At 60.7% G+C, this 25,045-nt stretch carries 16 protein-coding genes; 7 read left to right on the top strand and 9 right to left on the bottom strand.

Translation table 11 applies throughout. The features are described 5' to 3' along the window. Window positions 1–177: 177 nt before the first annotated feature. Complete coding sequence (locus N2A98_RS10805) at window positions 178–1,044, bottom strand: pirin family protein (RefSeq protein ID WP_275623401.1); 867 nt, start codon at window positions 1,042–1,044, stop codon at window positions 178–180. Window positions 1,045–1,855: 811 nt separating this feature from the next. Here N2A98_RS10805 and N2A98_RS10800 point away from each other — a divergent pair. The 4 genes from N2A98_RS10800 (at window position 1,856) to N2A98_RS10785 (ending at window position 11,334) form a co-directional block, all read left to right on the top strand. Further along, complete coding sequence (locus tag N2A98_RS10800; RefSeq protein WP_275623400.1) at window positions 1,856–2,959, top strand: efflux RND transporter periplasmic adaptor subunit; 1,104 nt, start codon at window positions 1,856–1,858, stop codon at window positions 2,957–2,959. A 2-nt stretch (window positions 2,960–2,961) separates the two neighbouring features. After that, on the top strand, window positions 2,962–6,036 hold the full coding sequence (locus N2A98_RS10795) for an efflux RND transporter permease subunit (RefSeq protein WP_275623399.1): 3,075 nt from the start codon (window positions 2,962–2,964) through the stop codon (window positions 6,034–6,036). 128 nt (window positions 6,037–6,164) lie between these two features. After that, window positions 6,165–10,910 carry an RHS repeat-associated core domain-containing protein gene (locus N2A98_RS10790; protein WP_275623398.1) on the top strand — a complete coding sequence of 1,582 codons (4,746 nt, stop codon included), beginning with the start codon at window positions 6,165–6,167 and terminating at the stop codon, window positions 10,908–10,910. 7 nt (window positions 10,911–10,917) lie between these two features. Continuing rightward, window positions 10,918–11,334, top strand: coding sequence for a hypothetical protein (locus N2A98_RS10785; protein ID WP_054897067.1), 417 nt, complete (start codon window positions 10,918–10,920; stop codon window positions 11,332–11,334). A gap of 254 nt (window positions 11,335–11,588) precedes the next feature. Here N2A98_RS10785 and N2A98_RS10780 read toward each other — a convergent pair whose 3' ends face one another. The 5 genes from N2A98_RS10780 to N2A98_RS10760 form a co-directional block, all read right to left on the bottom strand. Continuing rightward, on the bottom strand, window positions 11,589–12,818 hold the full coding sequence (locus N2A98_RS10780; RefSeq protein ID WP_044273552.1) for a M20/M25/M40 family metallo-hydrolase: 1,230 nt from the start codon (window positions 12,816–12,818) through the stop codon (window positions 11,589–11,591). 48 nt (window positions 12,819–12,866) lie between these two features. Beyond that, entirely contained in the window at window positions 12,867–13,925 is a 1,059-nt protein-coding gene (locus N2A98_RS10775) for a diguanylate cyclase (RefSeq protein ID WP_078467672.1), read from the bottom strand. Between the two features lie 79 nt (window positions 13,926–14,004). Next, window positions 14,005–14,637, bottom strand: coding sequence for a LysE family translocator (locus N2A98_RS10770; RefSeq protein WP_032892247.1), 633 nt, complete (start codon window positions 14,635–14,637; stop codon window positions 14,005–14,007). 69 nt (window positions 14,638–14,706) lie between these two features. Next, complete coding sequence (locus tag N2A98_RS10765; RefSeq protein ID WP_044273549.1) at window positions 14,707–15,576, bottom strand: sugar phosphate isomerase/epimerase family protein; 870 nt, start codon at window positions 15,574–15,576, stop codon at window positions 14,707–14,709. A gap of 27 nt (window positions 15,577–15,603) precedes the next feature. Beyond that, window positions 15,604–15,786, bottom strand: coding sequence for a rubredoxin (locus N2A98_RS10760; protein WP_003190641.1), 183 nt, complete (start codon window positions 15,784–15,786; stop codon window positions 15,604–15,606). A gap of 158 nt (window positions 15,787–15,944) precedes the next feature. Between N2A98_RS10760 and N2A98_RS10755 the strand changes: the two genes are divergently transcribed. Next, window positions 15,945–17,381, top strand: coding sequence for a PLP-dependent aminotransferase family protein (locus tag N2A98_RS10755; protein WP_098951868.1), 1,437 nt, complete (start codon window positions 15,945–15,947; stop codon window positions 17,379–17,381). 613 nt (window positions 17,382–17,994) lie between these two features. On the opposite strand, the gene N2A98_RS10750 is transcribed toward N2A98_RS10755, so the two are convergent. Next, the gene (locus N2A98_RS10750) at window positions 17,995–18,465 is read right to left on the bottom strand and encodes an Lrp/AsnC family transcriptional regulator (protein ID WP_014718112.1); all 471 of its coding nucleotides are present in this window, start codon (window positions 18,463–18,465) and stop codon (window positions 17,995–17,997) included. Window positions 18,466–18,588: 123 nt separating this feature from the next. Between N2A98_RS10750 and N2A98_RS10745 the strand changes: the two genes are divergently transcribed. After that, window positions 18,589–19,833 (top strand): methionine gamma-lyase, encoded by a 1,245-nt coding sequence (locus N2A98_RS10745; RefSeq protein WP_275623397.1) that lies wholly within the window; start codon window positions 18,589–18,591, stop codon window positions 19,831–19,833. 229 nt (window positions 19,834–20,062) lie between these two features. Beyond that, on the top strand, window positions 20,063–20,734 hold the full coding sequence (locus N2A98_RS10740) for a helix-turn-helix transcriptional regulator (protein ID WP_275623396.1): 672 nt from the start codon (window positions 20,063–20,065) through the stop codon (window positions 20,732–20,734). 569 nt (window positions 20,735–21,303) lie between these two features. On the opposite strand, the gene N2A98_RS10735 is transcribed toward N2A98_RS10740, so the two are convergent. Both N2A98_RS10735 and macA read right to left on the bottom strand, forming a co-directional pair. Beyond that, entirely contained in the window at window positions 21,304–23,262 is a 1,959-nt protein-coding gene (locus N2A98_RS10735; protein WP_047710633.1) for a MacB family efflux pump subunit, read from the bottom strand. Window positions 23,263–23,265: 3 nt separating this feature from the next. Next, complete coding sequence (gene macA, locus N2A98_RS10730) at window positions 23,266–24,417, bottom strand: macrolide transporter subunit MacA (protein WP_034135256.1); 1,152 nt, start codon at window positions 24,415–24,417, stop codon at window positions 23,266–23,268. Between the last annotated feature and the right edge of the window lie 628 nt (window positions 24,418–25,045).

Raw genomic sequence — 25,045 nt, 5'->3', positions numbered from 1 at the left:
AGGCGACTCCAGGGCGAATGCCGAGAAGATCGCATGAAATCAGAACCCTGGAAACAAAATGTAGGAGCGAGCTTGCTCGCGAAAAACCACAACGATGACGCGTGCTGTCTGATTGAACGCGGTATGTTGAAGTTCTTCGCGAGCAAGCTCGCTCCTACAGGGGTTTGCGGTGAATCGTCAGGCGTGCATCTGCCCGAATTTGCCCGACTGGAAGTCGGCAAACGCCTGGTGAATCTCCTGCTCGGTGTTCATCACGAACGGACCGTGGCCGACGATGGGCTCGTCGATGGGTTCGCCGCTGAGCAGCAGCACCTTGGCGTCGTCGTTGGACTCCAGGGTCAGTTGCTTACCGTCGCGCTCGAACAGCGCCAATTGCCCTTGGCGTGCGACCTCTTCGCCGTTGATCAACAACGTGCCGCTGAGCACCACCAAGGCGGTGTTACGCCCGGCGTGCAGGTCCAGCGTGACTGCTTTACCGGCGTTGAGGCGCAAGTCCCACACGTCTATAGGCGTGAAGGTGCGGGCCGGACCTTGAGTACCGGCAAATTGCCCGGCGATCAGGCGTAGTTGGCCGGCGTCGTTCGCCAGTGGCAGCACCGGAATGTCGCCATCGACGATGGTCTGGTAACCGGCATCCGCCATTTTGTCCTTGGCCGGCAGGTTGACCCACAGTTGCACCATCTCCAGTGCGCCGCCGCGACGGGCGAAGTCTTGGGAGTGAAACTCCTCGTGAAGAATGCCCTTGGCCGCCGTCATCCACTGCACATCGCCTGGGCCGATCTTGCCGCCGGCACCGGTGGAATCGCGGTGCTCGACTTCGCCGTCGTAGACGATGGTCACGGTTTCAAAGCCGCGGTGCGGGTGTTGGCCGACGCCACGGCGCTGTTCGGTGGGGGTGAATTCGGCGGGGCCTGCGTGATCCAGCAACAGGAATGGGCTGATGTGCTTGCCCATGGTGTCGTAGGAAAACAACGTGCGTACCGGGAAGCCATCGCCGACCCAGTGGGCGCGGGGGCTGGTGTAGATACCAATCAGCTTTTTCATGGTGTACCTCCAAAGTGAGTACACCTTAAATCGTCTCACCCTTGAACACTAGCCGGTAAAAATGGCCCTGATCGTTCTACATATAGAACAATGCTTTAACCTGTGGGAGCGGGCCTGCGACAGCCGACGCCTATCTACCTGACACCCCGCGATCAACCTGTGGGAGCTGGCTTGCCTGCGATGACGGCCTGCCAGCCTACACCTATGTACCTGACACCCCCGCAATCCAACTGTGGGAGCGGGCTTGCTCGCGAAGGCGGTCTGACAGTCAACACAGTTGGATTGTGTACATAGCCATTGCTGCGGTAACGGCCACTTAGGGTTCCGCTCTGACAGCGGGTCACTTTTGGAAAAGAGCCCCAAAAGTAACCAAAAGGGCTCTTGCCCCACCACTCGGCACCTCGCCTTGGCTCGGTGTGCCCGTAATCCGCCAGTGATTTGGGGGGCCGCCGCCCCGCGCCATCCATGGCGCGGGGCGGCTAAACCGGCATCCCTGCCGGTTTACCCCCCAAATCCCTGTCGAATTCCGGCCAGCGTGGTTTGACGGGGCGCTTGAGATCAAAAGCAGATCAAGATCAAGAGCGGCTCGCTTCGCATCGTGGTTACCGTTGGCTGCTACAACCTACAAAAATGTGTAGATGGTTCGGTTGACTCATCAGTGACTGGCACTCCGCTTTCGCGAACAAGCCCACAGGAGATCTGCGCATAGCTGACTGGGATTATCGGGGGCTGGATTAATTTATATTTCAACCATAATATAAGCAGAAAATTACGCCCGTAATTTTTTGCACAATGGTTTCCGGAGTTTGCCATGCCCCCTCTCCCCCTGCGTCTTCTCACGCCCCTGGCTCTGCTGATGATTCTCAATGGCTGCAACAGCAAGGCCGATACTGCCGAGGCGCCCGTTTCACGTCCGGTACTTGCCGCCAAAGTCGAAGCAGCCGGCACCCAGCAAAGTGCCTACACCGGCGTGGTGGCGGCTCGCACTGAAAGCAACCTGGGCTTTCGGGTCAGCGGCAAGGTGATCGAGCGCAAGGTCGACCCCGGCCAGCATGTCTCCCGTGGCGACACCCTGTTGGTGCTGGATATCGGCGACTTCGAACTGGCGCTGCGTTCGGCCAAGAACCGCGTCAACGCCGCCGAGGCGCAACTGCGCCAGCGTCGTGACGATGAAAACCGTTACCAGCGCCTGGCCAGTACCGGCGCGGTGTCGCGGCAGATCTTCGACCAGTCGGCCACCAACCTGCGCGTTGCCCAGGCCGAACTGGCCGCGGCGCAATCGGACGCCAGCCAGATCGAAAACCGCCGCACTTATTCGGTACTCAAGGCCGATGGCGATGGCATCATCACCGACGTGCTGGCCGATCGCGGCCAAGTGGTGGCCGAGGGGCAAATCGTCGCGCGCCTGGCCCATGACGGTGCCCGTGAAGCCATCGTCAACTTGCCGGAAAACCAGCGCGACCTGGCCGCGCAAAAAGCCTTGGCACTCCCCTTCGGCGCAGCGGACCAGGCCGTGACCGCCACCCTACGCGAGCTGTCCGCCAGCGCCGACCCGGTCACCCGCACCTACCGCGCACGTTATGTGCTGCAGGGTTCGGTCGAGCGTTTCGCCCTCGGCTCCACCATCACCGTGCGCCTGCAAGGCAACGGCCAGCCTCTGCAAACCCGCGTGCCCATTGGCGCCTTGCAGGATGCGGGGCAAGGCACGGGCGTCTGGCTGATTGGCGATGACCAAAAGATCAGCTTCGCCCCGGTGAAAGTCGCCAGCCTCGGCCAGGAAGACGCCTTGCTCGACAGCGGCGTAACACCCGGCCAAACCATCGTCGCCCTTGGCGCCCACCTGCTGCACAGCGGCGACACGGTGCGCTTGCTGCCCGCCCAGGCGCTGGCCCTCAACCGTCAGCAGGATCAATGAGTATGCGCGGGATCAACCTCTCCGAACTGGCCGTCAAACACCGCGCCGTCACCCTGTTTTTGCTGATTGCGATCCTCGTTGCCGGGGTCTTCGCGTTCGGCAAGCTGGGCCGCGCCGAAGACCCTTCGTTTACCGTCAAGGTCATGACCATCACCGCTGCCTGGCCCGGTGCCACCGCCCAGGAGATGCAGGAGCAAGTGGCCGACCGCCTGGAAAAACGCCTGCAAGAGCTGGACTACTACGACCGCGTCGAGACCATCGCCCAGCCGGGCTTTGTGTCGATGCGCATGACCTTCCTCGAATCCACCCGCCCGAGCGAGATCCAGGCGCTGTTCTATCAGACGCGCAAAAAGCTCAGCGACGAAGCCGCGCAATTGCCCAAGGGCGTGATCGGGCCGTTTTTCAATGATGAATATTCCGATGTGTACTTTGCGTTGTATGCCCTGGAAGCCGAACACCTGCCCCACCGCCAGCAAGTGCAAATGGCCGAGCAATTGCGTCAGGGCCTGCTCAACCTGCCCGGGGTGAAGAAGGTCAATATCCTCGGCGAACAGGCCCAGCGTGTGTTTGTGGAGTTTTCCTATGAGCGCCTGGCGACCCTGGGCATCAAGCCCGAACAGATTTTCGCCGCCCTCGCCGCACAAAACGCCGTGGCGCCCTCAGGCTTCGTCGAAACGGCGGGTGCCCGCGCCTATATCCGCATCGACGGCGCGTTCGACAGCCTGGCCCTGATCGAGAATGTGCCCCTGCAAGTCAATGGCCGCGTATTGCGCATCGCCGATGTGGCCACCGTGAGCCGGGGTTATGAAGACCCGCCCAGTTACCGCATCCGCCACCAGGGCGACCCGGCGCTGATGCTGGGCGTGATCATGGAGAAGCACTGGAACGGTCTTGAACTGGACAAGAGCCTGCACGCCGAAGAAGCGCGGATCCAGGCCGACCTGCCCCTGGGCGTGAATTTCGCCAAGGTGTCCGACCAGGCGAAGAACATCAGCCTGGCAGTCAATGAATTCATGCTCAAGTTCTTCGTCGCCCTGGCGGTGGTGATGCTGATCAGCCTGTTGGCCCTGGGCTTTCGCGTGGGGCTGGTGGTGGCGGCCGCCGTGCCGCTGACCCTGTCGATCGTGTTTGTGATCATGCTGGTCACGGGCCGTGAATTCGACCGCGTCACCCTCGGCGCGCTGATCATCTCCCTGGGTTTGCTGGTGGACGACGCCATCATCGCCATCGAGATGATGGTGGTGAAACTTGAAGAAGGGTTTGACCGCATTCACGCGGCGACCTATGCCTGGAGCTCCACCGCCGCGCCCATGCTCACCGGTACGCTGGTGACCATCATTGGCTTTTTGCCGGTGGGGTTTGCGCGCTCCGGTGCCGGCGAGTACGCCGGCAATATCTTCTGGATCGTCGGGTTTGCATTGATTTCGTCGTGGCTGGTTGCGGTGGTGTTCACGCCTTACCTGGGCGTAAAGATGCTACCGCAGATCAAGCCAGTGCCCGGCGGGCATGATGCGATTTATGCCGGGCGCTACTACCAGAAACTGCGCGGCCTGGTGGAGGCCTGCGTGCGTAGGCGCTGGCTGGTGACAGGGTTGGTGGTGGCCGCGTTTGTGCTGTGTGGCCTGGGCATGGCCGTGGTGAAGAAACAGTTCTTCCCCGATTCCGACCGCTCGGAGCTGATTCTGGAAGTGTATATGCCGCCCGGCAGCGCGTTCAAAAGCACCGAGGCCGTAGCGGCTCAGGTGGAGAAGGCGCTGTTGCAGGAACCCCAGACGAGCATGGTCGACACCTATGTGGGCGGCGGCGCACCACGGTTTTTCCTGTCGTTGAACCCCGAAATGCCGGACCCGGCGTTTGCCAAGTTGATCGTGCAAACGCCGGATTCCCACGCCCGCGACGCACTGAAACTGCGGATGCGTGAGCGCATTGCGGCAGGCGAATTCCCTTCGGCGCGGGTTCGGGTCACACAGCTCGTCTTCGGCCCGCCAGTGCCGTTCCCGGTGGTGTTCCGCGTTTCCGGGCCGGACCTGAATGTGCTGCGTGGGTTGTCTGAAGACGTGCGTCAGGTGGTGGCCGGCAACAAGCTGACCCGCGACACCTTCCTCGAATGGGGCGAACGTGCCAGCGGTTATCGCCTGGTGCTGGATCAGGATCGCTTGCGCCTGCTGGGGTTCACGCCGGACGAGGTCAAGTCCCAACTCAACGCTTTGCTCAGCGGCAACCCGATCACCGAAGTGCGCGAAGGCAACCGCACCGTGTCGGTGGTGGCCCGTGCCCAGGGCAGCCAGCGTGAAGACCTGGGCAACCTCAACAACATGACCCTGACCAACAGCGCCGGCACCTCGGTGCCATTGGCCCAGGTCGGGCATTTCCAGGCGGTAATGGAAGAGCCGATCCTCAAGCGCCGCGACCGCGCCACCACCGTGGAAGTGCGCGCCGACATCATCGACGGCGTACAACCGCCCGACGTGGAAATGGCCGTGTACAAAGACCTGCAACCGCTGATCGCCAAGCTGCCCAGCGGTTACAAAATCGACATCGGCGGCCCGGTTGAGGAAAGCGCCAAGGCCAACGTCGCCCTGGCGGCGCTGTTCCCGATCATGATCCTGCTGACCCTCACGGTGATCATGTTCCAGGTGCGCTCCTTTGGCGTGATGTTCATGGTGTTCGCTACCGCGCCTTTGGGCCTGATCGGCGCAGTGCCCACCTTGTTGTTGTTCAACCAGCCGTTCGGCTTTAACGCGATCCTGGGCCTGATTGGCATCGGCGGCATTCTGATGCGCAACACGCTGATATTCACCGACCAGATCCGCCAGAACCAGGACCACGGCATGGCGATTCGCGAGGCCATTATCGAAGCCACGGTGCGGCGTGCCCGACCGGTGATCCTTACGGCACTGGCGGCGGCGTTGGCGTTTATTCCGTTGACGTTGTCGGTGTTCTGGTCGTCCCTGGCCTATGTGCTGATTGGCGGGGTGTTGGTGGGCACGGTGTTGACGCTGTTGTTCTTGCCAGCGCTGTGCAGCTTGGTACTGCGCGACAAGGTTGCTGAAATGTCCCACGTAACGGCCGGATAAGCGCTACTCCCCTCCCCTGTAAACCTCTGCAAAGTCCCTCGCCTGATCAAACAGTGCGAGGGATTGCAGATGGTTTCTCCTGTGAGTGCCTTGGTTACCTGGCCCTCCCCCGTGGGGAGCCGCCGCGGATGACCCAAGCAGCCCAAATTACCTTTATCGAACACGAGCTGGATGGTTTCCATCAGAGCCTGGCGGAGTACCGCCAGCAGATGGGCGCCTGGTATTCGCGCGCGCTGGATACGGTCAGTCATGCAGCGGACATGCCGTCGTTGCTGGGTATGGATCGGGTGTTGCGGGCTGGGGATGCGCAGCAGTCGGTGAGTCTTGGCGATACGGATTTTTCCACCGTGACCCGCTGTCCGGCGGGTGGTGTGCTGAAGATCCAGAGCAGGTTCGAGTCAGCGTACGACGTGCCGATCGGCAATATCCCGGTTGAGGTGATCGGGCTGGATGACGGCAGTTCCAGAGTCATCCTGCTCGACGAGCACGGCGAAGGTTCCCACGACTGCGCCGCTGGCGGGCGTTATCAGGTGAGGGTTCAAGGCGGTGTTTCAGCGCAGCAAGTCGACGCCTTGTTTGCTTCCTATGCGGGGCTGACAGCGGATCTGGAGCAATGGCTGCGCGAGCAGTGGCAAGGCTTCAAGCCACACTGGCAGCAATCCACCGCCAGCGCGATTGGCAACGGCGTGCTGGCCGGCAGTTGGGCAGCGATCCGTGACGCGTGGGACAGCATCAAGCAGGTGCAGGCGATGCTTGAAGACCCGCTCAAGTACGTCGAGCAACTGGGTAGCGAGGCGGCCAGGTTGGCGCAAATCGCCACTGATGCGCCCAAGGTCATGGAACAGGCGATGTTGCTGGCCAGTGATGAGGCGGCGCTGTACCTGTTACTGCGCACCGCCATGATCTGGCTGGAGGCGTTACCGCCCAGTGAAGTCGCACAAGCAGCCGCCGGTTTTATGGTGTCGCTGCTGATTGACCTGGTGATTGGCGTGGTGTTGACCATCGCGCTGCCGGCAGCGGGCGTGGCGTATTTGAGTATGCGCCTGGTCAAGTACGGTGCGTGGGTGCTTCAGTCAGCCGTGGGCTTCGTGACCGGTGTGCTGACGCCCCTCACGAAGTTCATGCAGGCGGTGGACCGCTACAAAGCGGTGGCGGTTCGCGGGGTGGTGGGTGGGCTGAAGCAAGGCACGATGCAGATGCGCTGGCGGGCGCGGCAGAACGCGGTGCTGACGCAGAAAGAGCATGTGGATGATGTACCGGCTGTGGCTTCAAATCCCAAAGGAGATGCGGCGGCTTCTGCGGATAAAACGGTCACTCACGGTTGCCCGGTGTCGATGGTCACCGGGGAAGAATTGCTCACCCTCACCGATGGCGCGCTGGACGGGGTTTTGCCGTTTGAGTGGACGCGGCTGTATCGCACCAGTGCGGTGGATGTGGATTGCGGGTTGGGGTTTGGCTGGAGTCATGCGCTGGCGCACAGGCTTTGTGTGTCGGGCGATTCGGTGGTGTGGACCGACCATGAGAACCGCTCGACTACCCTGCCCTTGCCCACATCTGCCCGACCCGCGATCACCAATAGCCTGGCGGAAGCAGCGATCTACTTGGGCTCGGCTCCTGATGAGTTAGTGCTGGCCCAGGCCTCGCGCTTCTATCACTTTCGCGATGGCGTACTGGTCTCGATCAGCGATGCGTATGACAACCGGCTGCGCCTTTGCCGGGATCGTTCAGGGCGGATTGAGCGGCTGGATAACGGTGCGGGCCGTTCGCTGCTTTTGCGTTATGAGCTGGATCGCATCGTCGCGGTGGACTACCAGGTGCATCGCGCCAAAGGGCGTGAGCCCTACGTGTGGGAGACCGAGCAGAACGTTGTTTCCTACGCCTATGACGAAGCTGGACGACTGGTTTGCGCGACCAATGCTGTCGGGGAAAGCGAGCGTTATCGGTATGACGATCAGCACGTCATTCTTGAACGCCAACTGGCCGGTGGGGCGAGTTTCTTTTGGGAATGGGAACACGCTGGCAAGGCGGCGCGATGTGTGCGGCATTGGGCGAGTTTTTCGCAGATGGACACGCGTTATGCCTGGGGCGATGACGGGCGTGTCACGGTGCATAACGCCGATAGTAGCCAGGAGGTGTATGTCCATGATCAGAGGGCGCGGTTGGTGCAGCGCGTCGATCCTGATGGCGCCACGCATTTCAAATCCTACGACGATCAAGGCCGGCTGACCGTCGAGCAAGACCCGATGGGCGCGGTGACGGCCTATCAGTATGACGACGCCGGACGCCTGGTGGCGCTGTTTCCGGGGGATGATGAGCCGACGTCCTACGAGCATGACAATGGCTTCGTACGGGTTGTGCGCCGTGGGGAGGCGGTCTGGAAATATGAGCGTAATGACCAAGGCGATGTCATCCGCAAGACAGACCCGGATGGCCATTCGACTGACTACAGCTACAACAAACATGGGCAACTGACCGGGATTTGGTACCCGGACAGCAGTTGTCATCGGCTGGTGTGGAACGAGCGTGGGCAGTTGCTTGAGGAGCAATTGCCCCATGGTGGGATCAAGCGTTATCGCTATGACGACTTGGGGCGACAGGTTGCCCGTGAGGATGAGCATGGCGCACAGACCGTTTATGAATGGGACAGCGTCGGTAGGTTGATTCGCCTCGTCTTGCCAGGCGGCGCCACCCGCGAATTCAGCTACAATCCCTACGGCAAAATCATCGCCGAACGCGATGAACTCGGCCACGTCACCCGCTACGAATACGCAGACGGCCTGCACCTGATCAGCCGCCGCCTCAACGCCGACGGCACCCAGGTCAAGTACCGCTACGACAACGCCCGGCTGCTGCTCACCGAGATCGAAAACGAAGCCGGCGAAACCTACCAACTCGACTACCACCCCAACGGCCTGATCCGCCAGGAAACCGGCTTCGACGGCCAGCGCACCGCGTATGCCTACGACCTCAACGGCAACCTGCTGGAAAAGACCGAATACGGCGACGATGACAGTCAGCTAATCACCCGTTACGAGCGCGACCACGCCGGACGCCTCGTAAGAAAAACCCTGCCCGATGCCAGCGTTGTCGACTACGCCTACGACCGCCAGGGCAACCTGCTCAGCGTCGACGACGGCCACTGGGCGTTGGCCTACGAATACGACCGCCAAAACCGCCTCACCGCCGAACACCAAGGCTGGGGCACCCTGCGCTACGGCTACGACGCCTGCGGGCAACTGAAAAACCTGCGCCTGCCGGACAACAACCGCATCACCTTCAACCACGACAAAGGCGGCCACCTCGCCACCGTCGAACTCAACGGAGAAGTGCTCACCTCACATCTCTTCAACAGCGGCCGCGAACACCAGCGCCAGCAAGGCCAACTGCTCAGCCACTACCACTACGACGATCAACACCGCCTGCATGCCCATGCGGTGACCCAGCAACAGAACCACCTCTACCAACGCCAATACGACTACGACAAAGCCGGCAACCTCACTCGCCTGCTCGACACCCGCAAAGGCGAGCACTGCTACCACTACGACCCCCTCGCCCGCCTGACCCGCGCCGACCATTCCCAAGACATACAGGAACGCTTCGGCCACAACCCCGCCGGCAACCTGCTGATGCAAGACCGTCCCGGTCCAGACATCGTCGCGGCGAATCGTCTGATGATCCAGGGCGACCGCCATTACGACTACGACGCCTTTGGCAACCTCATCCGCGAACGGCGCGGCAAAGGCCAGCAACTCATCACCGAATACCGCTACGACTGCCAGCATCGGCTGATCGGCATCACCCAACCAAACGGCCAAACCGCCAGCTATCGCTATGACCCGTTTGGGCGGCGCATCAGCAAAACCGTCGACGGCAAGACCACCGAGTTTTTCTGGCAAGGCGACAAGCTGATTGCCGAGCACCATGCTGACTGCCATCGCAGCTACCTCTACGAACCCGACAGCTTCCGCCCACTGGCGCTGCTGGAAGGCTTCGGCCCACAGGCCACAACGCCCTACCACTACCAACTCGACCACCTCGGCACTCCGCAGGAACTCACCAACCCCGAAGGCAAAATCGTCTGGTCCGCCCACTACCGCGCCTACGGCCAGATCGCCCGGCTCGACGTAGGCAACATCGACAACCCGCTGCGCTTTCAGGGTCAGTATTTCGATCAGGAAAGCGGCCTGCACTACAACCGCCATCGCTACTACAATCCGGATATTGGTCGCTATCTGACGCCGGATCCGGTGAAGTTGGCGGGTGGGATCAATGGGTACCAGTACGTGCCAAACCCTACAGGGTGGGTGGATCCATTAGGCTTAAGTACCTGCCCAGGTGACCAATGCAAGCCTAACGCTCCTCCTATTCTTCCGAAGCCTAGTGTAAATGAAGGCGCGCCCGCTTTACCTCAACTGGGGCGTACTCAGCGACAGGCGAGAATAGATGAACTGGTAGAGGCAAATGCAAAACGAAAAGTGCTGGGTTGGGAGCAGGAATATGATATGCATTCGGTTGAAAAGCATAGCCCAGAGATACCAGATAACGCTTTAAGGCAACGATCTATTGATGGAACAAATCCGACCACTGGGGAGAGAGAAGCTATCAATTCCAGCTCTCAATTTAAAACCTGGGTGATGCAGCTTAATGCTATAAATAAAGCCATGGGCAGGATGCAGGGCGATTCACCACTTCCTACAGGTTTTGATAGAAGGGGTAACCCTGTGGTTATAGTCGAGCTACCCGGAGCCGGACGAGGCTACAAGCCTAACCACCGAAACTTAAACGACCCTAAGTACATTGAAAATATGGACAGAGCAGAGATCAGATTTGATAGAAACAATCCGACTCGGCCATTTACCGCATTCCCAAAGTGAGCAGACAATGCTGAAGTGCCCATTCATGAACACCCCTTACACCCCTAATATCTCTCATATATTGGGAGCCTTATCGATATACGACCTTGAGGATACAGTTGGAAAAGAACTATGGAAGTACGACCCTAACAATGAGAAAGACAGAGAAAAAATCATAATTTCTTTTGTTCTGAAGGACCTTATGTATTTGTCATACAGACATCGCTTCGTATTAATGGCTGCACTTAGAGATGTGCTAGACAAACCCGACTTCGACTTTTCGAAAGAATTTGAAAGCGATTATGATGAGTACATAACAATGGCTTGGGACGAAACAGAAATAGACGACCCCCGAGGTTTCTTTGCGGACATTTATCGACTGGCCAACGAGGTCTGGAAAGACGACCTTCAAAAAGCCAGTCTCGAAGACCCTTCCACATGGTGACTTCCGCATTGAACGCAGTACTCGATGTCGGAGGGGCTGCCCCAATGCGAGTTACTCAAGCAAACACAACGCTCAAATCAACAAAGATCAAATGTGGGAGCTGGCTTGCCTGCGAAAGCGGTAGTGCAGTAACACATGCAGCGACTGACACACCGCCTTCGCGGGCAAGCCCGCTTCCACAGGGGATCTGCGTTTGCCGGACGGGCATTCCTCCCCCATTCAAATCTGCTTCGTTCGATCATCCAGTGTTCTGATCAGCGCTTGGAAAGCTCCATGATCATCCGACTCAACAAATAAACCCGCGGCACCACACTCTCCACCTCGGCATATTCCTCCGCCGTGTGAATATTGCCCCCCACTATCCCAAACCCATCCAGCGTCGGCGTGCCTACACCGGCGGACAAGCTGGCATCCGCCGCGCCGCCGCTGCCTTCGATGGTCAACTTGCGTCCCAGTTCGCCATAAATCCCTTGGGCAATCGCTACCAACTTATCCGACTCGGCCGTCTGCGGCATCGGTGGCAGGCCACGCTGCAGGCTGGTTTTTACTTCGGTTTCCGGGATCAATTTGTTGGCTGAAACCCGGGCCAGGTCTTTCTCGATCCGGTCGAACTCTTCCGGCAAGGCCGCACGCACGTCGGCCTTGGCGGTGGCCTGGTCAGGGATGACGTTGGTGCGGTCGCCAGCCTTGAGCACGGTGAAGTTGATGGTGGTTTTCTTGTCTTCATCGCCAAGTTTGCCCAGTTGCAGGATCTGGTGCGCGGCTTCCATGGCGGCGTTGCGTCCCAGTTCCGGGGCGACGCCGGCGTGGGCGGCTTTGCCTTTGACTTCGACCACGGCGGTGGCGCTGCCTTTGCGCCACACCACCAGGCCGTCGGCGGGACGGCCGGGTTCCAGGTTCAGGGTCACGTCGTGGCCCTTGGCGGTGTTGCGGATCAGTTCGGAGGCAGACTCGGACCCGGTTTCTTCGCTGGCGTCGAGCAGGAAGGTGATCTGCGCGTAGTCCTTGAAGCCCTGGCTTTTGAGGACTTTGAGCGCGTAGATGCCGGCGACGATGCCGCCCTTGTCATCCATCACGCCGGGGCCGTAGGCGCGGCCGTCCTTGATATGGAAGGGGCGCTCGGCAGCCGAGCCTTCCTTGAATACGGTGTCCATATGGGCCATCAGCAGAATCTTGGCCTTGCCGGTGCCTTTGAGGGTGGCAACCACATGGCTGTTGTTGGCGGCTTTATCCGGCACCCGCTCGATGGTGAAACCCAACTGTTTCAACTCATCCACGGCGATATCGCGCACTTGGGTCAGGCCGGGCTCGTAGCCTGAGCCCGAGTCGATATTCACCAGGCGCTCCAGCAGCTTCAAGGCTTCGGCCTTGTATTGTTCAGCCTGTTGCTGGATCTGTTTATGGGGCTCGGCGCTGTAGGCCGGCAGGCTGAAAGACAAGGCCAGGGTGGCGGCCAACAGGGTTTGCGGGAAGGAGAAGAGCATGGACCGATCCTTGTTTTTTGTTGGAGGGTGCCCGGCCACCCTACCCCACTAAACTGACCGCAACCAACTGCCCTGTACCGAACTGACCCGGTTGCGCCCGCTGCTCTTGGCCTCGTACAGCGCCTGATCGGCATCGTTGAGCCAGCTGATGGAGTCGGCGTGGCTCGGCTGGTAAGGCGCCAGGCCGATGCTCAAGCTCACTCGCAGTGTCGGGTCCTGGGCGTAGGCCAAGGCGTTGAAGCGACCGCGCAGGGCCTCCATCACCTCGGTGGCACGGTTGAGGGGCATGTCTGGCAGGATCACGCAGAACTCATCGCCGCCATAACGCCCGGCCAGGTCGGTGGTACGCAGGTTCTGGCGCAGCACCTTGCTTAGTTGGCGCAGGACGATATCGCCGGTCACATGGCCGTAGGTGTCGTTGATGGTCTTGAAGTGGTCGATGTCGATCAACGCGATGGCGGCACCTGCCGGGCCTTGGCGGCAACGTTGAAACTCGAGGTCCAGGTGGTCCTTCCAGGCGCCGTGGTTGAGCAGGCCCGACAGGCTGTCGGTGCGGCTCAAGGCCAGCAGCTCACGCTTGTGGCGGGCCAAGGTGACGGCCTGGCGGTAGCAGATCCAGCCCAGGGCCAGGGGATACAGCATCAGGATCGGCAGGCAGGCATACAGCTGGGCCTGGGTGGTCACGGCGATAAACCCAGGCGTGAACAGCAGCAGCGCGGTGCCCAGCCCCAATGCCTGCGCCGCCCAACCCGCGAATAGGAAGCGCGGCCCGCCGATGGCGACGTTGTTCATGCTCATCATCGACAGGGTGGTGACGCTGGGCAGCGGGTTGAAGTGCATTGCGCCAACCCAGAACCCACCGCAAAAGGAATCGAACAGCAGGCTGCGGCGTTCGCTGCGCAAGGTATTGGCCGAGTGCAACGAGCATTGAAAAGCCAGGTGCGGCCACGCAAAGGCGTTGATCAGCATCCAGGCCCACACCCACAGGGGCGGGTTCAACGGATACATGCCGAACGCCACGCACACAAAGCCGAGCGTCAGCCCCAACAGGCGGGATTTGTACAAGCGCAAAGCGAGCGGAAGTCCTTTTCCTCCGACGGCTGGCATGGTGGGGGCGATCCTGGGTGATTGCCTGGAGTCTAACAGGGCAACGTCAAATCGCCACTACCGCTTATTGGCTAATACTTCAGTGCGAAAACCCACGCGCCAGCATCAAGGCCACGCCCAGCAGCAACACGGCTGTGATCCGCTGCAACAGCACGCGCCGCTTGGGGTTTTCCAGCACATGCTTGATGCGCTGGCCGAAATAGCAATACAGGCAGCCGCTGGCAAATTGCAGCAGCAGGAAAGTCAGGCCGAGGATGGCGATATCCGCCGCCGAGCTGTGTTCACCGGCACCGGCAAACTGCGGGAACACGGCGCTGAACATGATGATGGTCTTGGGGTTGGAAAACCCGGTCAACAGCCCTTTTCCGAACAGACTACGCGCCCCCTCAACCGTGCCGGCGTTGTTGATCGATACGCCACTGCTGGTCCACTGCTTGTAGGCCAGGTAAAGAATGTAGGCCACCCCGACAAACTGGATGGTCTGGGTAATGGCGAGGTTGCCCTTGATCAACTCCGAAAAGCCCACGGCAAAGATCAGGATCGAAATCAGGTACGACACACTGGCGCCGACCTGCGCCGGGATCGAACTGCGCAGGCCGTCCTTCAAGCCCAGGCTGAGCAACAGCAGGGTCATGGGGCCCGGGCTGAAGGTCATGGTGGCGCAAAACAACAGGAAGTAGAGAAATGAAGACAGGGTTAACGCACTTGTCATGGCCAGCACCTTGAATAAAGAGAAACAGCAGCAAAGGGGCGAACGCAGCCAGCGCCCGCCCCAGGCCGATCAGGCGACGGCGATTTCGGTGGTCAGGGAGTCGCGGTACATCACCGCCAGGTCAGCCAGGGCGGCCTTGGCGGTCTGGTTGCGGGTTTCAAACGCGACCAGGCCCTTCCAGTTGGTCTCGACAATGGCCTGCAGCACATCGGCGTAATCGCAGTTGCCGTCATGGATGCCGAAGTGCTGGTCTTGCACGCCGTTGTTGTTGCTGAAGGAAATGCCCTTGATCAGGTGGTGGTACTTGCGCACCACTTCTGCCGGCAGGCCGTTCTCGATGTTGGCGTGGCCGGCATCGAGGAAGAAGTACACATTGCTGTGGGCTTGCAGGCGCTCGAACACAAAGGCGTATTCCGCTTCATGGGTGAAGATGTAATGGAATGGCCGATAGTTGACGTAGTTGGACAGGTTTTCCAGGTAGATATCCGTGCCCTTGGCCTCGGCGTACAACGCCAGTTCCTGCACCGACTTGAGGTAATGCTCCAGGGCAACCTTCTTGGCCATCAAAACCATTTTCGGCTCGACGATGCAACCACCGTGAATGATCAACGGCGCGCCCAGGCGGCTGGCGATGTCGATTTCCTTCTTCACGTACTCCACGGCCGCGCTACGGAAGGCTTCGACATCACTGCCCAACGGCGCCTTGAAGTTGCCGTGGAAAACCGGCTTGACCCCCGTGGCCGCGATTTGCGCTTGCAGGCTTTCGATACGCGCCTCGGTCCAGTCATCGACCATTTCGCCGAACAGGCTGCCGTCGATGTACCAGTGGGTGCAGTCACCTTCGAGGGCGGTTTGCAGGCCCTTTTCGGCGCCCAGGTATTTCTGGTGGGCCACACCGGTGCAGAACGGGACGGTGGCGTTGATCAGTTTGCTGTCCATGGGACGATTCCTTTCGTTGATGGCGGGTCAGGCTTCTTGAGGTTCGGGTAGGTTGATGGCCATGAAATCGGCCTTGGTCACGCCGCAATCCGGGCATGCCCAGTCTTCAGGCACCTCTTCCCACGGGGTGCCTGCGGGAATTCCGTCCTCCGGAATGCCCAGTTCTTCTACGTACATAAAACCGCAGGGTGCGCACATATAAGTCTTCATGGAAATGCAAAATCCATTGCTCAGGTGTAGGAAATTTCGCCATCTCCTGGCGAGATGGCGCGCAGTCTAGGGGAGTGGCATTGCGCAAGGCAGGTAAAGTGATGCCTAATCCGGCCTAACTTCACCGGTAAAAGCACCGGCAAACACAAGGACGCGTCATGTTTGTATCCGCCATCGCTTTTGTAGAGGGCACGCCCAAGGTCCAGCAGATCGTCGAGGCGTTCAGCCACGCCATCGAAAAGGGCGAATGGGCACCGGGCAGCAAACTGCCATCCGTGCGTGAACTGACCCAGATCCTCGGCGTCAGCAAGTTCACCCTCAACGAGGCACTGGACCGTCTGCGCGGTCGCCACCTGCTCACCTCGAGCCAGGGCCGCGGCTACTTCGTGGCGATGGACAGCACCCGCCCAGCCTCGGCGACCTGGGTGGACCTGTTGCCCCAAGACCTGCTCAGCGTTTTGCGCCGGCCCTTGGCCACTGCCAGTGGCGAACTGCGCCCTGGCGGCGGGCACTTGCCGGAGGATTGGCTCAATGGCGAAGCGATCCGCCAGGCGATGCGCAGCGTAGTGCGTGCGCCGTCACTGCGCATCGCCGGGCTAGGCACGCCGGCGGGGCTATTGCCGTTGCGCCAGGCGCTGCAACAGAAACTGCACGGCGAAGGCTTGTCGGTGCCAGTGGAACAAATCATCACCACACCCAATACCGTGCAGGGCCTGGACATGCTCATGCGCCTGCTCGCCCGCCCCGGCGACACGGTGCTGCTCGATGCACCGTGCTACTTCAACTTCCACGCCAACCTGGCGCTGCACGGCGTCAAAGTCATCACCATTGCCCGCCGCCCCGACGGCTTTGACTTCACCGCCCTCGAACAACTGCTGGCCGAACACCGCCCCAGCCTGTACCTGACCACCAGCGTGTTGCACAACCCCACCGGCCACTCCTTCAGCCCCAGCCAGGCGTTCCGCCTGTTGCAACTGACCCAGCACTATCACTGCCACATCGTCGAGGACGACCTCTACGGCGACCTGCACCCCAACCCACCCCCACGCCTGGCCGCCGTCGCCGGGCTGGACCAGGTCACCTACCTGTCGGGTTTCTCAAAGATCCTGAGTGCCAACACCCGCGTCAGCTACGTCGTCGCCGCCCCGCAACTGGCCGCCAACCTGACCAACATGAAATTGATGAGCGGCGGCGTCACCTCCGAACTGTTCGAACAGATCGTCTACCGCATGCTCAGCGAAGGCAGCTACGCCAAGCACCGCAAACGCATGGTGCAGCGCCTGATGGAAGCCGGTGGGCGCGTCGAACAATGGCTCAAACGCTGCGGGTGCGAACTGCCCATGGCGTATGAAGGCGGGATGTTCATCTGGGCGCGCCTGCCACCCGGCGTAAACGGCGAACTCCTGGCCCAGGAAGCCCTGAAACGCAGCATGGTGCTGGCCCCCGGCGCCCTGTTTGGCTACGACCCGGCCCACCGCGACTCAATGCGCTTCAATGTGGCACACAGCGACGAACCACGCGTGCAGCGAGTGTTCGAGGCGCTGCTGCTGCACGGTGTCGCCCAAAAAAGCAAAAGCCCCCCAACCCCAACCTAACCTAACCACGATGCGAAGCGAGTAGCTCTTGATCTGCCGGTAACCACGATGCGAAGCGAGCCGCTCTTGATCTGCTTGTGATCTTGATCTGCTTGTGATCTTGATCTCAAGCGCCCCGTTAAACCACGCTGGCCGAACGCAGGCTTGAATTCGTGGGTAACCCGGCAGGACGCCGGGTTAGCCGCCCCGCGCCATGGATGGCGCGTGGCGGCGGCCCACGGATTCAAGCCTGTGTTCGGGCACACCGAGCCTAGGCGAGGTGCCGAGTGGTGGGGCAAGAGCGTTTTGCTTACTTTTGCGCTGTTCAAAAGTGAGCCGCCGTCAGGGCGGAACCCCAAGTAGCCGTTACCGCAGCAATGGATATATATCCAATCCAACTGTGTCGCCTGCCAGGCCGCCTTCGCGAGCAAGCCCGCTCCCACAGTTGGATTGTGGGGTGTCAAGTAGAGAGATGTCGGCTTTCAGGTCGCCATCGCAGGCAAGCCAGCTCCCACAGTTGAATTGTGGGGTGTCAGGTAGAGAGATGTCGGCTTTCAGGTCGCCATCGCAGACAAGCCAACTCCCACAGCTGGATCGCGAGGGTGTCAGTAGGTAAGGCGCCGTAAGCCCCCCGTCAACCCGGCAATGGAATCACCCGCAACGGCCGCACCGACTTGTACGAAAAACTCGAATAAATCTCCTTGACGCAGGGCAACGTCTGCAAAACCTCCCGCGCAAACTCACCAAACGACTCCAGGTCCTTGGCCACCACCTCCAGCAAAAAGTCATAGCGCCCCGAAACGTTATGGCAGGCCACAATCTCCGGAATCGCCAACAGCCGCTGCTCGAACGCCCGGGCGATTTCCTGGGTGTGGCTCTCCATCATGATGCTGACAAACGCAGTCACCCCATACCCCAGCGCCTTGGGAGAAAGGATCGCCTGATAGCCACTGATCACCCCGCTCTCCTCCAGGGTGCGCACCCGGCGCCAACAGGGTGACGTGGTGAGGGCCACCCGCTCGGCCAACTCGGCCACGGTCAGGCGGGCATTGCCCTGCAAGGCGTTTAAAAGGGCTTTATCCGTGCGGTCCAGCTTGATGGGCATAACGTGCCTCTAATCATTATTTTTATCGGTGTTTGATCCACAAACGCAGGTTTTTCCGGGCTTTTTAGCAAGGTTCGTCTGTGGTTATGAGCATAGCATTGTAGGAAATAAGGAGCGCCCGACATGCACACTAAACACACCAGCTTCGGCTTTTCTACCCGCGCTATCCACCACGGCTATGACCCTGTTGACCACCACGGCGCCCTCGTCCCGCCCATCTACCTGTCGGCCACCTTCGCCTTCCCCACTGTCGAATACGGCGCCGCCTGCTTTGCCGGCGAAGCCAGCGGCCACTTCTATACGCGCATTTCCAACCCCACCCTGGCCCTGCTGGAGTCACGCATGGCCAGCCTGGAAAACGGCGAGGCCGCCGTAGCGTTCAGCTCCGGCATGGGCGCGATTGCCGCAACATTCTGGACCCTGTTGCGCCCGGGCGACGAGATCATCGTCAGCCAGACGCTGTATGGCTGTACCTTCGCCCTGTTGCACCACGGCCTCGGCGAATTCGGCATCAAGGTGCGGCATGTCGACCTGAGCGACCTCACCGCCCTGCAAGCAGCCTTGTCCCCGGCCACCCGCATGCTCTACTGCGAGACTCCGGCCAACCCTAACCTGCGCCTGATCGACATCGCCGCCGTGGCCGAGCTGGCCCATCAACAGCCGAACGTCACCGTGGTGGTCGATAACACTTACTGCACCCCCTACCTGCAGCGTCCCCTGGAACTGGGCGCCGATGTGGTGGTGCACTCGGCCACCAAATACCTCAGCGGCCATGGCGACATCACCGCAGGCATCGCGGTGAGCAACCAGGCCCTGGCCCATCGCATTCGCCTGCAAGGCCTCAAGGACCTGACCGGCGCGGTGATGTCACCCCAAGACGCCGCGTTGTTGATGCGCGGCCTCAAGACCCTGGGCCTGCGCATGGACCGCCATTGCAGCAACGCCCAAGCGGTGGCCGAGGCGTTGCAGGCACACCCGGCCGTACAGTGGGTGACCTACCCGGGGCTGCGTTCTTTCCCACAGTACGAACTGGCAAACCGGCAAATGAAACTGCCCGGCGGCATGATCGCCTTTGAACTCAAGGGTGGCATCGAGACCGGCCAGCGCTTCATGAACGCGCTGCAACTGTTCACCCGTGCGGTCAGCCTGGGGGATGCCGAATCGCTGGCCCAACACCCGGCAAGCATGACCCACTCCACCTACACCCCCGAGCAACGGGCGCAGCATGGTATCAGCGAGGGGCTGGTGCGGTTGTCGGTGGGGCTGGAAGACGTCGCCGACCTGCTGGCCGATATCCACCAGGCCCTGGCCAAGTGCAACGGTGCCAACCTGCGGCCCACCACGACAGCGGCGTACGCGATGAAATAGCGCCCAAACCCACGCGTTTTGCGGTGCCTGGGCGGCGGTCGGAAGGATCCGACTGCCGCTGTACCTGCTTAATGTTTTTTTTCGCAGATTGGATCCCCCTCCTTCAGCCAGCCTGTACTAGCATGTCAGCGGCGGGACGCACTATCACTGCAGGTTATTCACATTAGTTACCTTCTTAATCCCCGTCGCTATAAGGCCCAATACCTGCACGAAACTCATGGACGAATTGATGAACTCACACCTGTTCCCACAGATAGGCAAGGTCATCGCCAGCACCGGCAGCCGCCATTTCCCACGCATGCTGCATGACCTGATCCTTACCCAACTGGCAGTGGACGCCACCCATATCACCCAATTGCACGTCAGCCGTGAAGGCCTTGGCCGTCGCAAGATCAGCCCGGTGTACACCGATTCGGTGGCGACCCTGGACAGCGAGCAACTCGCCGCACAACTGCACCTCACGCGTCGCAAGGACGATGTGCGCTATGTACTGTCGGTGTACCGCTCCCACCCGTCCGAGAGTTTTTCTGCGCAAGAACGCAGCATGCTCCAAGACTTCTCCACGCTGTTGCTGCCCATGGTGGAAAAACACATCACCGCGCTGCAGCCATCGCTCCCGGACAGCCCGTCGGCAGAACCGCAACACCAGGGCATCGATACCTTGCGCCGACGTATCCAGGAGCGCCTGGTGCAATCGGGGCTGACCTTGTCCAACCGTGAACTGGAAGTGTGCGTAGGCCTGCTGGCCGGGCGCACCGCGCCGGAACTGGCCGAACAACTGGCGTTGAAGGTCAACACCATCGAGAGCTACCTCAAGCGTGCGGCGATCAAGTTGGGGATCAGCGGGCGGCATTCGTTGTTGCGCTGGATGTACTCGACCGAGTCTGACACGGCTCCATAGGCCAAGCAAAAATCCCCGCGGGAGCTGGCTTGCCTGCGATAGCGGTGGGTCAGCAACCCTGGGGAGACTGTCACACCGCTATCGCAGCATAGGTATCTACACAACTGTGCAGTTCGCCGCAGCCACCGGTAACCACGATGCGAAGCGAGCCGCTCTTGCTCTTGATCTGCTTTTGATCTTAGGCGCCCCGTCAAACCACGCTGGCCGGAATTCGACAGGGATTTGGGGGGTAAACCGGCAGGGATGCCGGTTTAGCCGCCCCGCGCCATGGATGGCGCGTGGCGGCGGCCCCCCAAATCACTGGCGGATTACGGGCACACCGAGCCCAAGCGAGGTGCCGAGTGGTGGGGCAAGAGCCTTTTGCTTACTTTTGGGCTCTTTTCAAAAGTGAGCCGCCGTCAGGGTGGAACCCTAAGTAGCCGTTACCGCAGCAATGGATATGTACACAATCCAACTGTGTCGCCTGTCAGGCCGCCATCGCAGGCAAGCCAGCTCCCACATTTGGATCCTGGGGCGCCAGGGAGATAGGCGCCGGCTGTCAGGCCGTCACGGGAGCAAGCTCCCACAGATCAGTCCCTTGCCAATGCCTCTATCGGGTCCAACCGCGCCGCATTCCGCGCCGGTACAAAACCAAACACAATGCCGATCAACGTCGAACAGGCAAACGCGGTAACGATCGAGCCCACCGAAAACACCATTTCCCACTCCTTCACAAACAACGAAAACAGGTAGCCGATGGCGTAGGACAGCGAGATCCCGATGATCCCGCCGATCAGGCACACCATCACCGCCTCCACCAGAAACTGTTGGCGAATATCCGATTGCCGCGCCCCCACCGCCATGCGAATCCCGATCTCACGGGTGCGCTCGGTGACCGACACCAGCATGATGTTCATCACGCCAATACCCCCCACCAGCAAAGAAATCACCGCAATCAATGACAGCAACAGCGCCAGGGAGCGGCTGGTTTTCTGTACCGTCTGCATGATGCTGTCGAGGTTGTTGGTGAAGAAATCCTTGGTGCCGTGGCGTTGCAGCATGAGCTTATTGACGTTGTCTTCCACCACCTTGCTCGGCTGGCCGTCCTTGATGCGCACGGTGATGCTGTCCAGATGACGCTGGCCCAGCAGACGCCCCGCCGCGGTTTCATACGGCACCCACACGTTCAGGGCCTTGCTGGCGGCGAACATGTTCTTGTTGTCCGCCGTCACCCCGATCACCGTGCACGGCAGGTTGCCTATCAGGATCACCTGGCCCAACGGGTCGATGTTGGGCCCGAACAGGCGCTGGCGGGTATTGTGGTCGATCACCACCACCTGGGCCTGGCGCCGCGCATCGCTTTCGCTGAAGGCAATGCCGGCTTCAAGCTTGAGGCCCTTGACCTTGAAGTAGCGGTCACTGACACCATTGACCTGTGCATCCACGTCGATGTTGCCAAAGCGCAGCATCAGGTTGCGGCCCACCACCGGCGTGGCGCTGTCGACGTAATACAGCTGATTCAGCGCGTCCACATCCGAGGGCATCAGCGTCTGGATCGCCGAGGCTCGACTGTCGCCAAAGCTGGTGCCGGAAAAGATATCGATGGTGTTGCTGCCAATCGCCTGGATGTCCTTGAGCACATAGCGCTTGGCGCCTTCGCCGATGGCCGAGATCGACACCACCGAGGTGATGCCGATGACAATCCCGAGCATGGTCAGCAAGGTGCGCATGCGGTGGGAGATCAGCGCCACCCACGCCATGTTGAACGCTTCCTTGAACAGCCCCAAGCTCGCCACCAGGCGCCGCGCCCCGCTGCGTCGGGGCTCGACCGGCGCCTCGACGGGCAACTCCAGGCCGACGCTGTCGTTGGCCTTGTCGCTGATGATCTCGCCATCACACACCTCGACAATGCGCTGGGCGTTCGCCGCGACCTTGGGGTCGTGGGTGACGATAATCACCGTGTGCCCCGCCGCGTGCAGCTCGGCGAGGATGCGCATCACCTCCTTGCCGCTGTGGGTGTCGAGGGCGCCGGTGGGTTCGTCGGCCAGGATCACTTCGCCGCCGTTCATCAAGGCCCGCGCAATACTTACCCGCTGCTGTTGCCCGCCGGACAGCTGGCTGGGCCGGTGGCTGGTGTGGCCCGACAGGCCCAGGCGTGCCAGCAATTCCCCGGCGCGGCTGTGGCGCTGGCTTTGCGGGGTGCCCGCGTAGATCGCCGGCATTTCCACGTTATGCAAAGCGCTCAGGTGCGCGAGCAAATGGTAACGCTGGAAGATAAACCCGAAGTAATCACGCCGCAGCTCCGCCAGTTGCTCATCGCCCAGGGAGCGGGTTTCGATGCCATTGATCTTGTAGCTGCCGGCGGTGGCGTAATCCAGGCCACCGAGGATGTTCATCAGGGTCGATTTACCCGAACCGGAGGCGCCGATGATCGCCAGCATTTCCCCGGCATGGATGCTCAGGTCGATGCCCTTGAGCGCGATGAATTCACGCTCGCCGGCCATGAAGCTGCGGGTGATGCCCTTGAGTTCCAACAGAGGCTGGCTCATGACTCAACTCCCCGCCACGGCAGGTGTAGCATCGCCGATCACCACGGTGTCGCCCTCGGCCAGGCCGTCAAGGATCTGCACCTTGACGTTGTTATTGATACCGGTCTTCACCGTGCGGGCCACCGCCTTGCCCTTGGCATCCAGCACCCGCACTTCGTAGCGGCCATCGGCATTGCGCACGCCCAGCGCCGCCACGGGCACCATCAGCGCGGCCTCGGCGGTGTCGAGCACGATGCGCACCTGGGCGGTCATGGCGATGCGCAGGCGGTGGTCGGGGTTGGGCACGTCGAACAGCGCGTTGTAGAACACTGCGGTGTTTTGCTTTGGTGTACCAGCGGTCTGGGTTTCCAGAAAGTTCTGCGGCGCCGGCTCAGTGCCGCGCAGCTTGGCGTAATAGCGCTTGTCCGCCTCGCCGAGAATGGTGAAGTACACCTGCTGGCCGGGGCTGATATGAATCACATCCGCTTCCGACACTTGGGCCTTGACGGTCATGGTGTCCAGGTCTGCGAGCTTGAGCAGCACGGGCGCCAACTGGCTGGCGATCACGGTCTGGCCTTCCTGGGTGACGATGCCCACCACATCACCGTCGATGGGCGCGTTGATGCGGGTGTAGGCCAGGTTGACCTTGGCGGTGTCGATCTGGATGTGTGCGCTTTTGATCTGCGCGTCCAGGGACAGCAGGTTGGCCTGCTGTACCTGGTAGGTCGATTCGGCGTCTTCAAAATCCTGGCGTGACACCGACTCGTCGGCCTGCAATCCCTTGTAGCGCTCATACACGGACTTGGCCTGCTTGAGTTGCGCGGCGGTCGCGCGGCGTTGGGCCTGGAGGTTTTCTTCATCGACCTGGGCTTTGCGCAGGGTGTTCTGCAGGATCAACGGGTCGATTTCGGCCAGCCATTGGCCCTTCTTTACCTTGTCGCCGACTTTGACTTTCAGCGACTTGAGCTGGCCGGAGACTTGGGCGCCGACGTCGACTTGTTTGACGCCTTCGAGCAGGCCGGTGGCCAATACCGCGTTTTCGATATCGCCGCGTTCGGCGGTGGCGGTGAGGTACTGGGGGGCGTCGGCGGGGGCGTTTACGGTGTAGATGGCCAGGCCGATTGCGACGGCCGCTATAGCCAGAATGCCGATTTTGCGGAATTTAGACGTTTGCATGGTTGGCTTCTTGATTGAGTACAAATGCGTGGCTAGGGCCCTTGGTGTGGGAGCTGGTTTGCCGGCGATGGCGGCCTGACAGCCGACCCCTGTCTACCTGACACCCCGCGATCAACCTGTGGGAGCGGGCTTGCTCGCGAAGGCGGCCTTCTGGTCGACCATTTAGTTGGGTTGGAATGAGTACATATCCATTGCTGCGGTAACGGCCACTTAGGGTTCCGCTCTGACAGCGGCTCACTTTTGAAAAGCGCAAAAGTAAGCAAAACGCTCTTGCCCCACCACTCGGCACCTCGCCTAGGCTCGGTGTGCCCGTAATCCGCCAGTGATTTGGGCGGCTAAACCGGCATCCCTGCCGGTTTACCCCCCAAATCCCTGTCGAATTCCGGCCAGCGTGGTTTAACGGGGCGCCTGAGATCAAAAGCAGATCAAGATCAAGAGCGGCTCGCTTCGCATCGTGGTTACCGGGGGCATGCCTGCCCCCACATATCTCACCGAGTTCACCTTCAAAAACCGGTCGGCTATAAGGCCGCCGCGCTCTGCTTTTGATCTGCAATCGCCCCGTTAAACCACGCTGGCCGAACGCAGGTTTTGCAGCGTGGGTAACCCGGCAGGACGCCGGGTTAGCCGC

Source organism: Pseudomonas sp. FJ2-5-13 (assembly GCF_029201605.1).
GTDB classification, from domain to species: Bacteria; Pseudomonadota; Gammaproteobacteria; order Pseudomonadales; family Pseudomonadaceae; genus Aquipseudomonas; species Aquipseudomonas lactis.
This window is presented reverse-complemented; position numbering and strand designations above follow the sequence as displayed.

What these genes read in the sequence shown, in the direction of transcription:
- N2A98_RS10805 (WP_275623401.1), bottom strand. Translation starts at nt 1,044, where the DNA reads ATGAAAAAGCTGATTGGTATCTACACCAGCCCCCGCGCCCACTGGGTC.
- N2A98_RS10800 (WP_275623400.1), top strand. Translation starts at nt 1,856, where the DNA reads ATGCCCCCTCTCCCCCTGCGTCTTCTCACGCCCCTGGCTCTGCTGATG.
- N2A98_RS10795 (WP_275623399.1), top strand. Translation starts at nt 2,962, where the DNA reads ATGCGCGGGATCAACCTCTCCGAACTGGCCGTCAAACACCGCGCCGTC.
- N2A98_RS10790 (WP_275623398.1), top strand. Translation starts at nt 6,165, where the DNA reads ATGACCCAAGCAGCCCAAATTACCTTTATCGAACACGAGCTGGATGGT.
- N2A98_RS10785 (WP_054897067.1), top strand. Translation starts at nt 10,918, where the DNA reads ATGCTGAAGTGCCCATTCATGAACACCCCTTACACCCCTAATATCTCT.
- N2A98_RS10780 (WP_044273552.1), bottom strand. Translation starts at nt 12,818, where the DNA reads ATGCTCTTCTCCTTCCCGCAAACCCTGTTGGCCGCCACCCTGGCCTTG.
- N2A98_RS10775 (WP_078467672.1), bottom strand. Translation starts at nt 13,925, where the DNA reads ATGCCAGCCGTCGGAGGAAAAGGACTTCCGCTCGCTTTGCGCTTGTAC.
- N2A98_RS10770 (WP_032892247.1), bottom strand. Translation starts at nt 14,637, where the DNA reads ATGACAAGTGCGTTAACCCTGTCTTCATTTCTCTACTTCCTGTTGTTT.
- N2A98_RS10765 (WP_044273549.1), bottom strand. Translation starts at nt 15,576, where the DNA reads ATGGACAGCAAACTGATCAACGCCACCGTCCCGTTCTGCACCGGTGTG.
- N2A98_RS10760 (WP_003190641.1), bottom strand. Translation starts at nt 15,786, where the DNA reads ATGAAGACTTATATGTGCGCACCCTGCGGTTTTATGTACGTAGAAGAA.
- N2A98_RS10755 (WP_098951868.1), top strand. Translation starts at nt 15,945, where the DNA reads ATGTTTGTATCCGCCATCGCTTTTGTAGAGGGCACGCCCAAGGTCCAG.
- N2A98_RS10750 (WP_014718112.1), bottom strand. Translation starts at nt 18,465, where the DNA reads ATGCCCATCAAGCTGGACCGCACGGATAAAGCCCTTTTAAACGCCTTG.
- N2A98_RS10745 (WP_275623397.1), top strand. Translation starts at nt 18,589, where the DNA reads ATGCACACTAAACACACCAGCTTCGGCTTTTCTACCCGCGCTATCCAC.
- N2A98_RS10740 (WP_275623396.1), top strand. Translation starts at nt 20,063, where the DNA reads ATGAACTCACACCTGTTCCCACAGATAGGCAAGGTCATCGCCAGCACC.
- N2A98_RS10735 (WP_047710633.1), bottom strand. Translation starts at nt 23,262, where the DNA reads ATGAGCCAGCCTCTGTTGGAACTCAAGGGCATCACCCGCAGCTTCATG.
- macA (WP_034135256.1), bottom strand. Translation starts at nt 24,417, where the DNA reads ATGCAAACGTCTAAATTCCGCAAAATCGGCATTCTGGCTATAGCGGCC.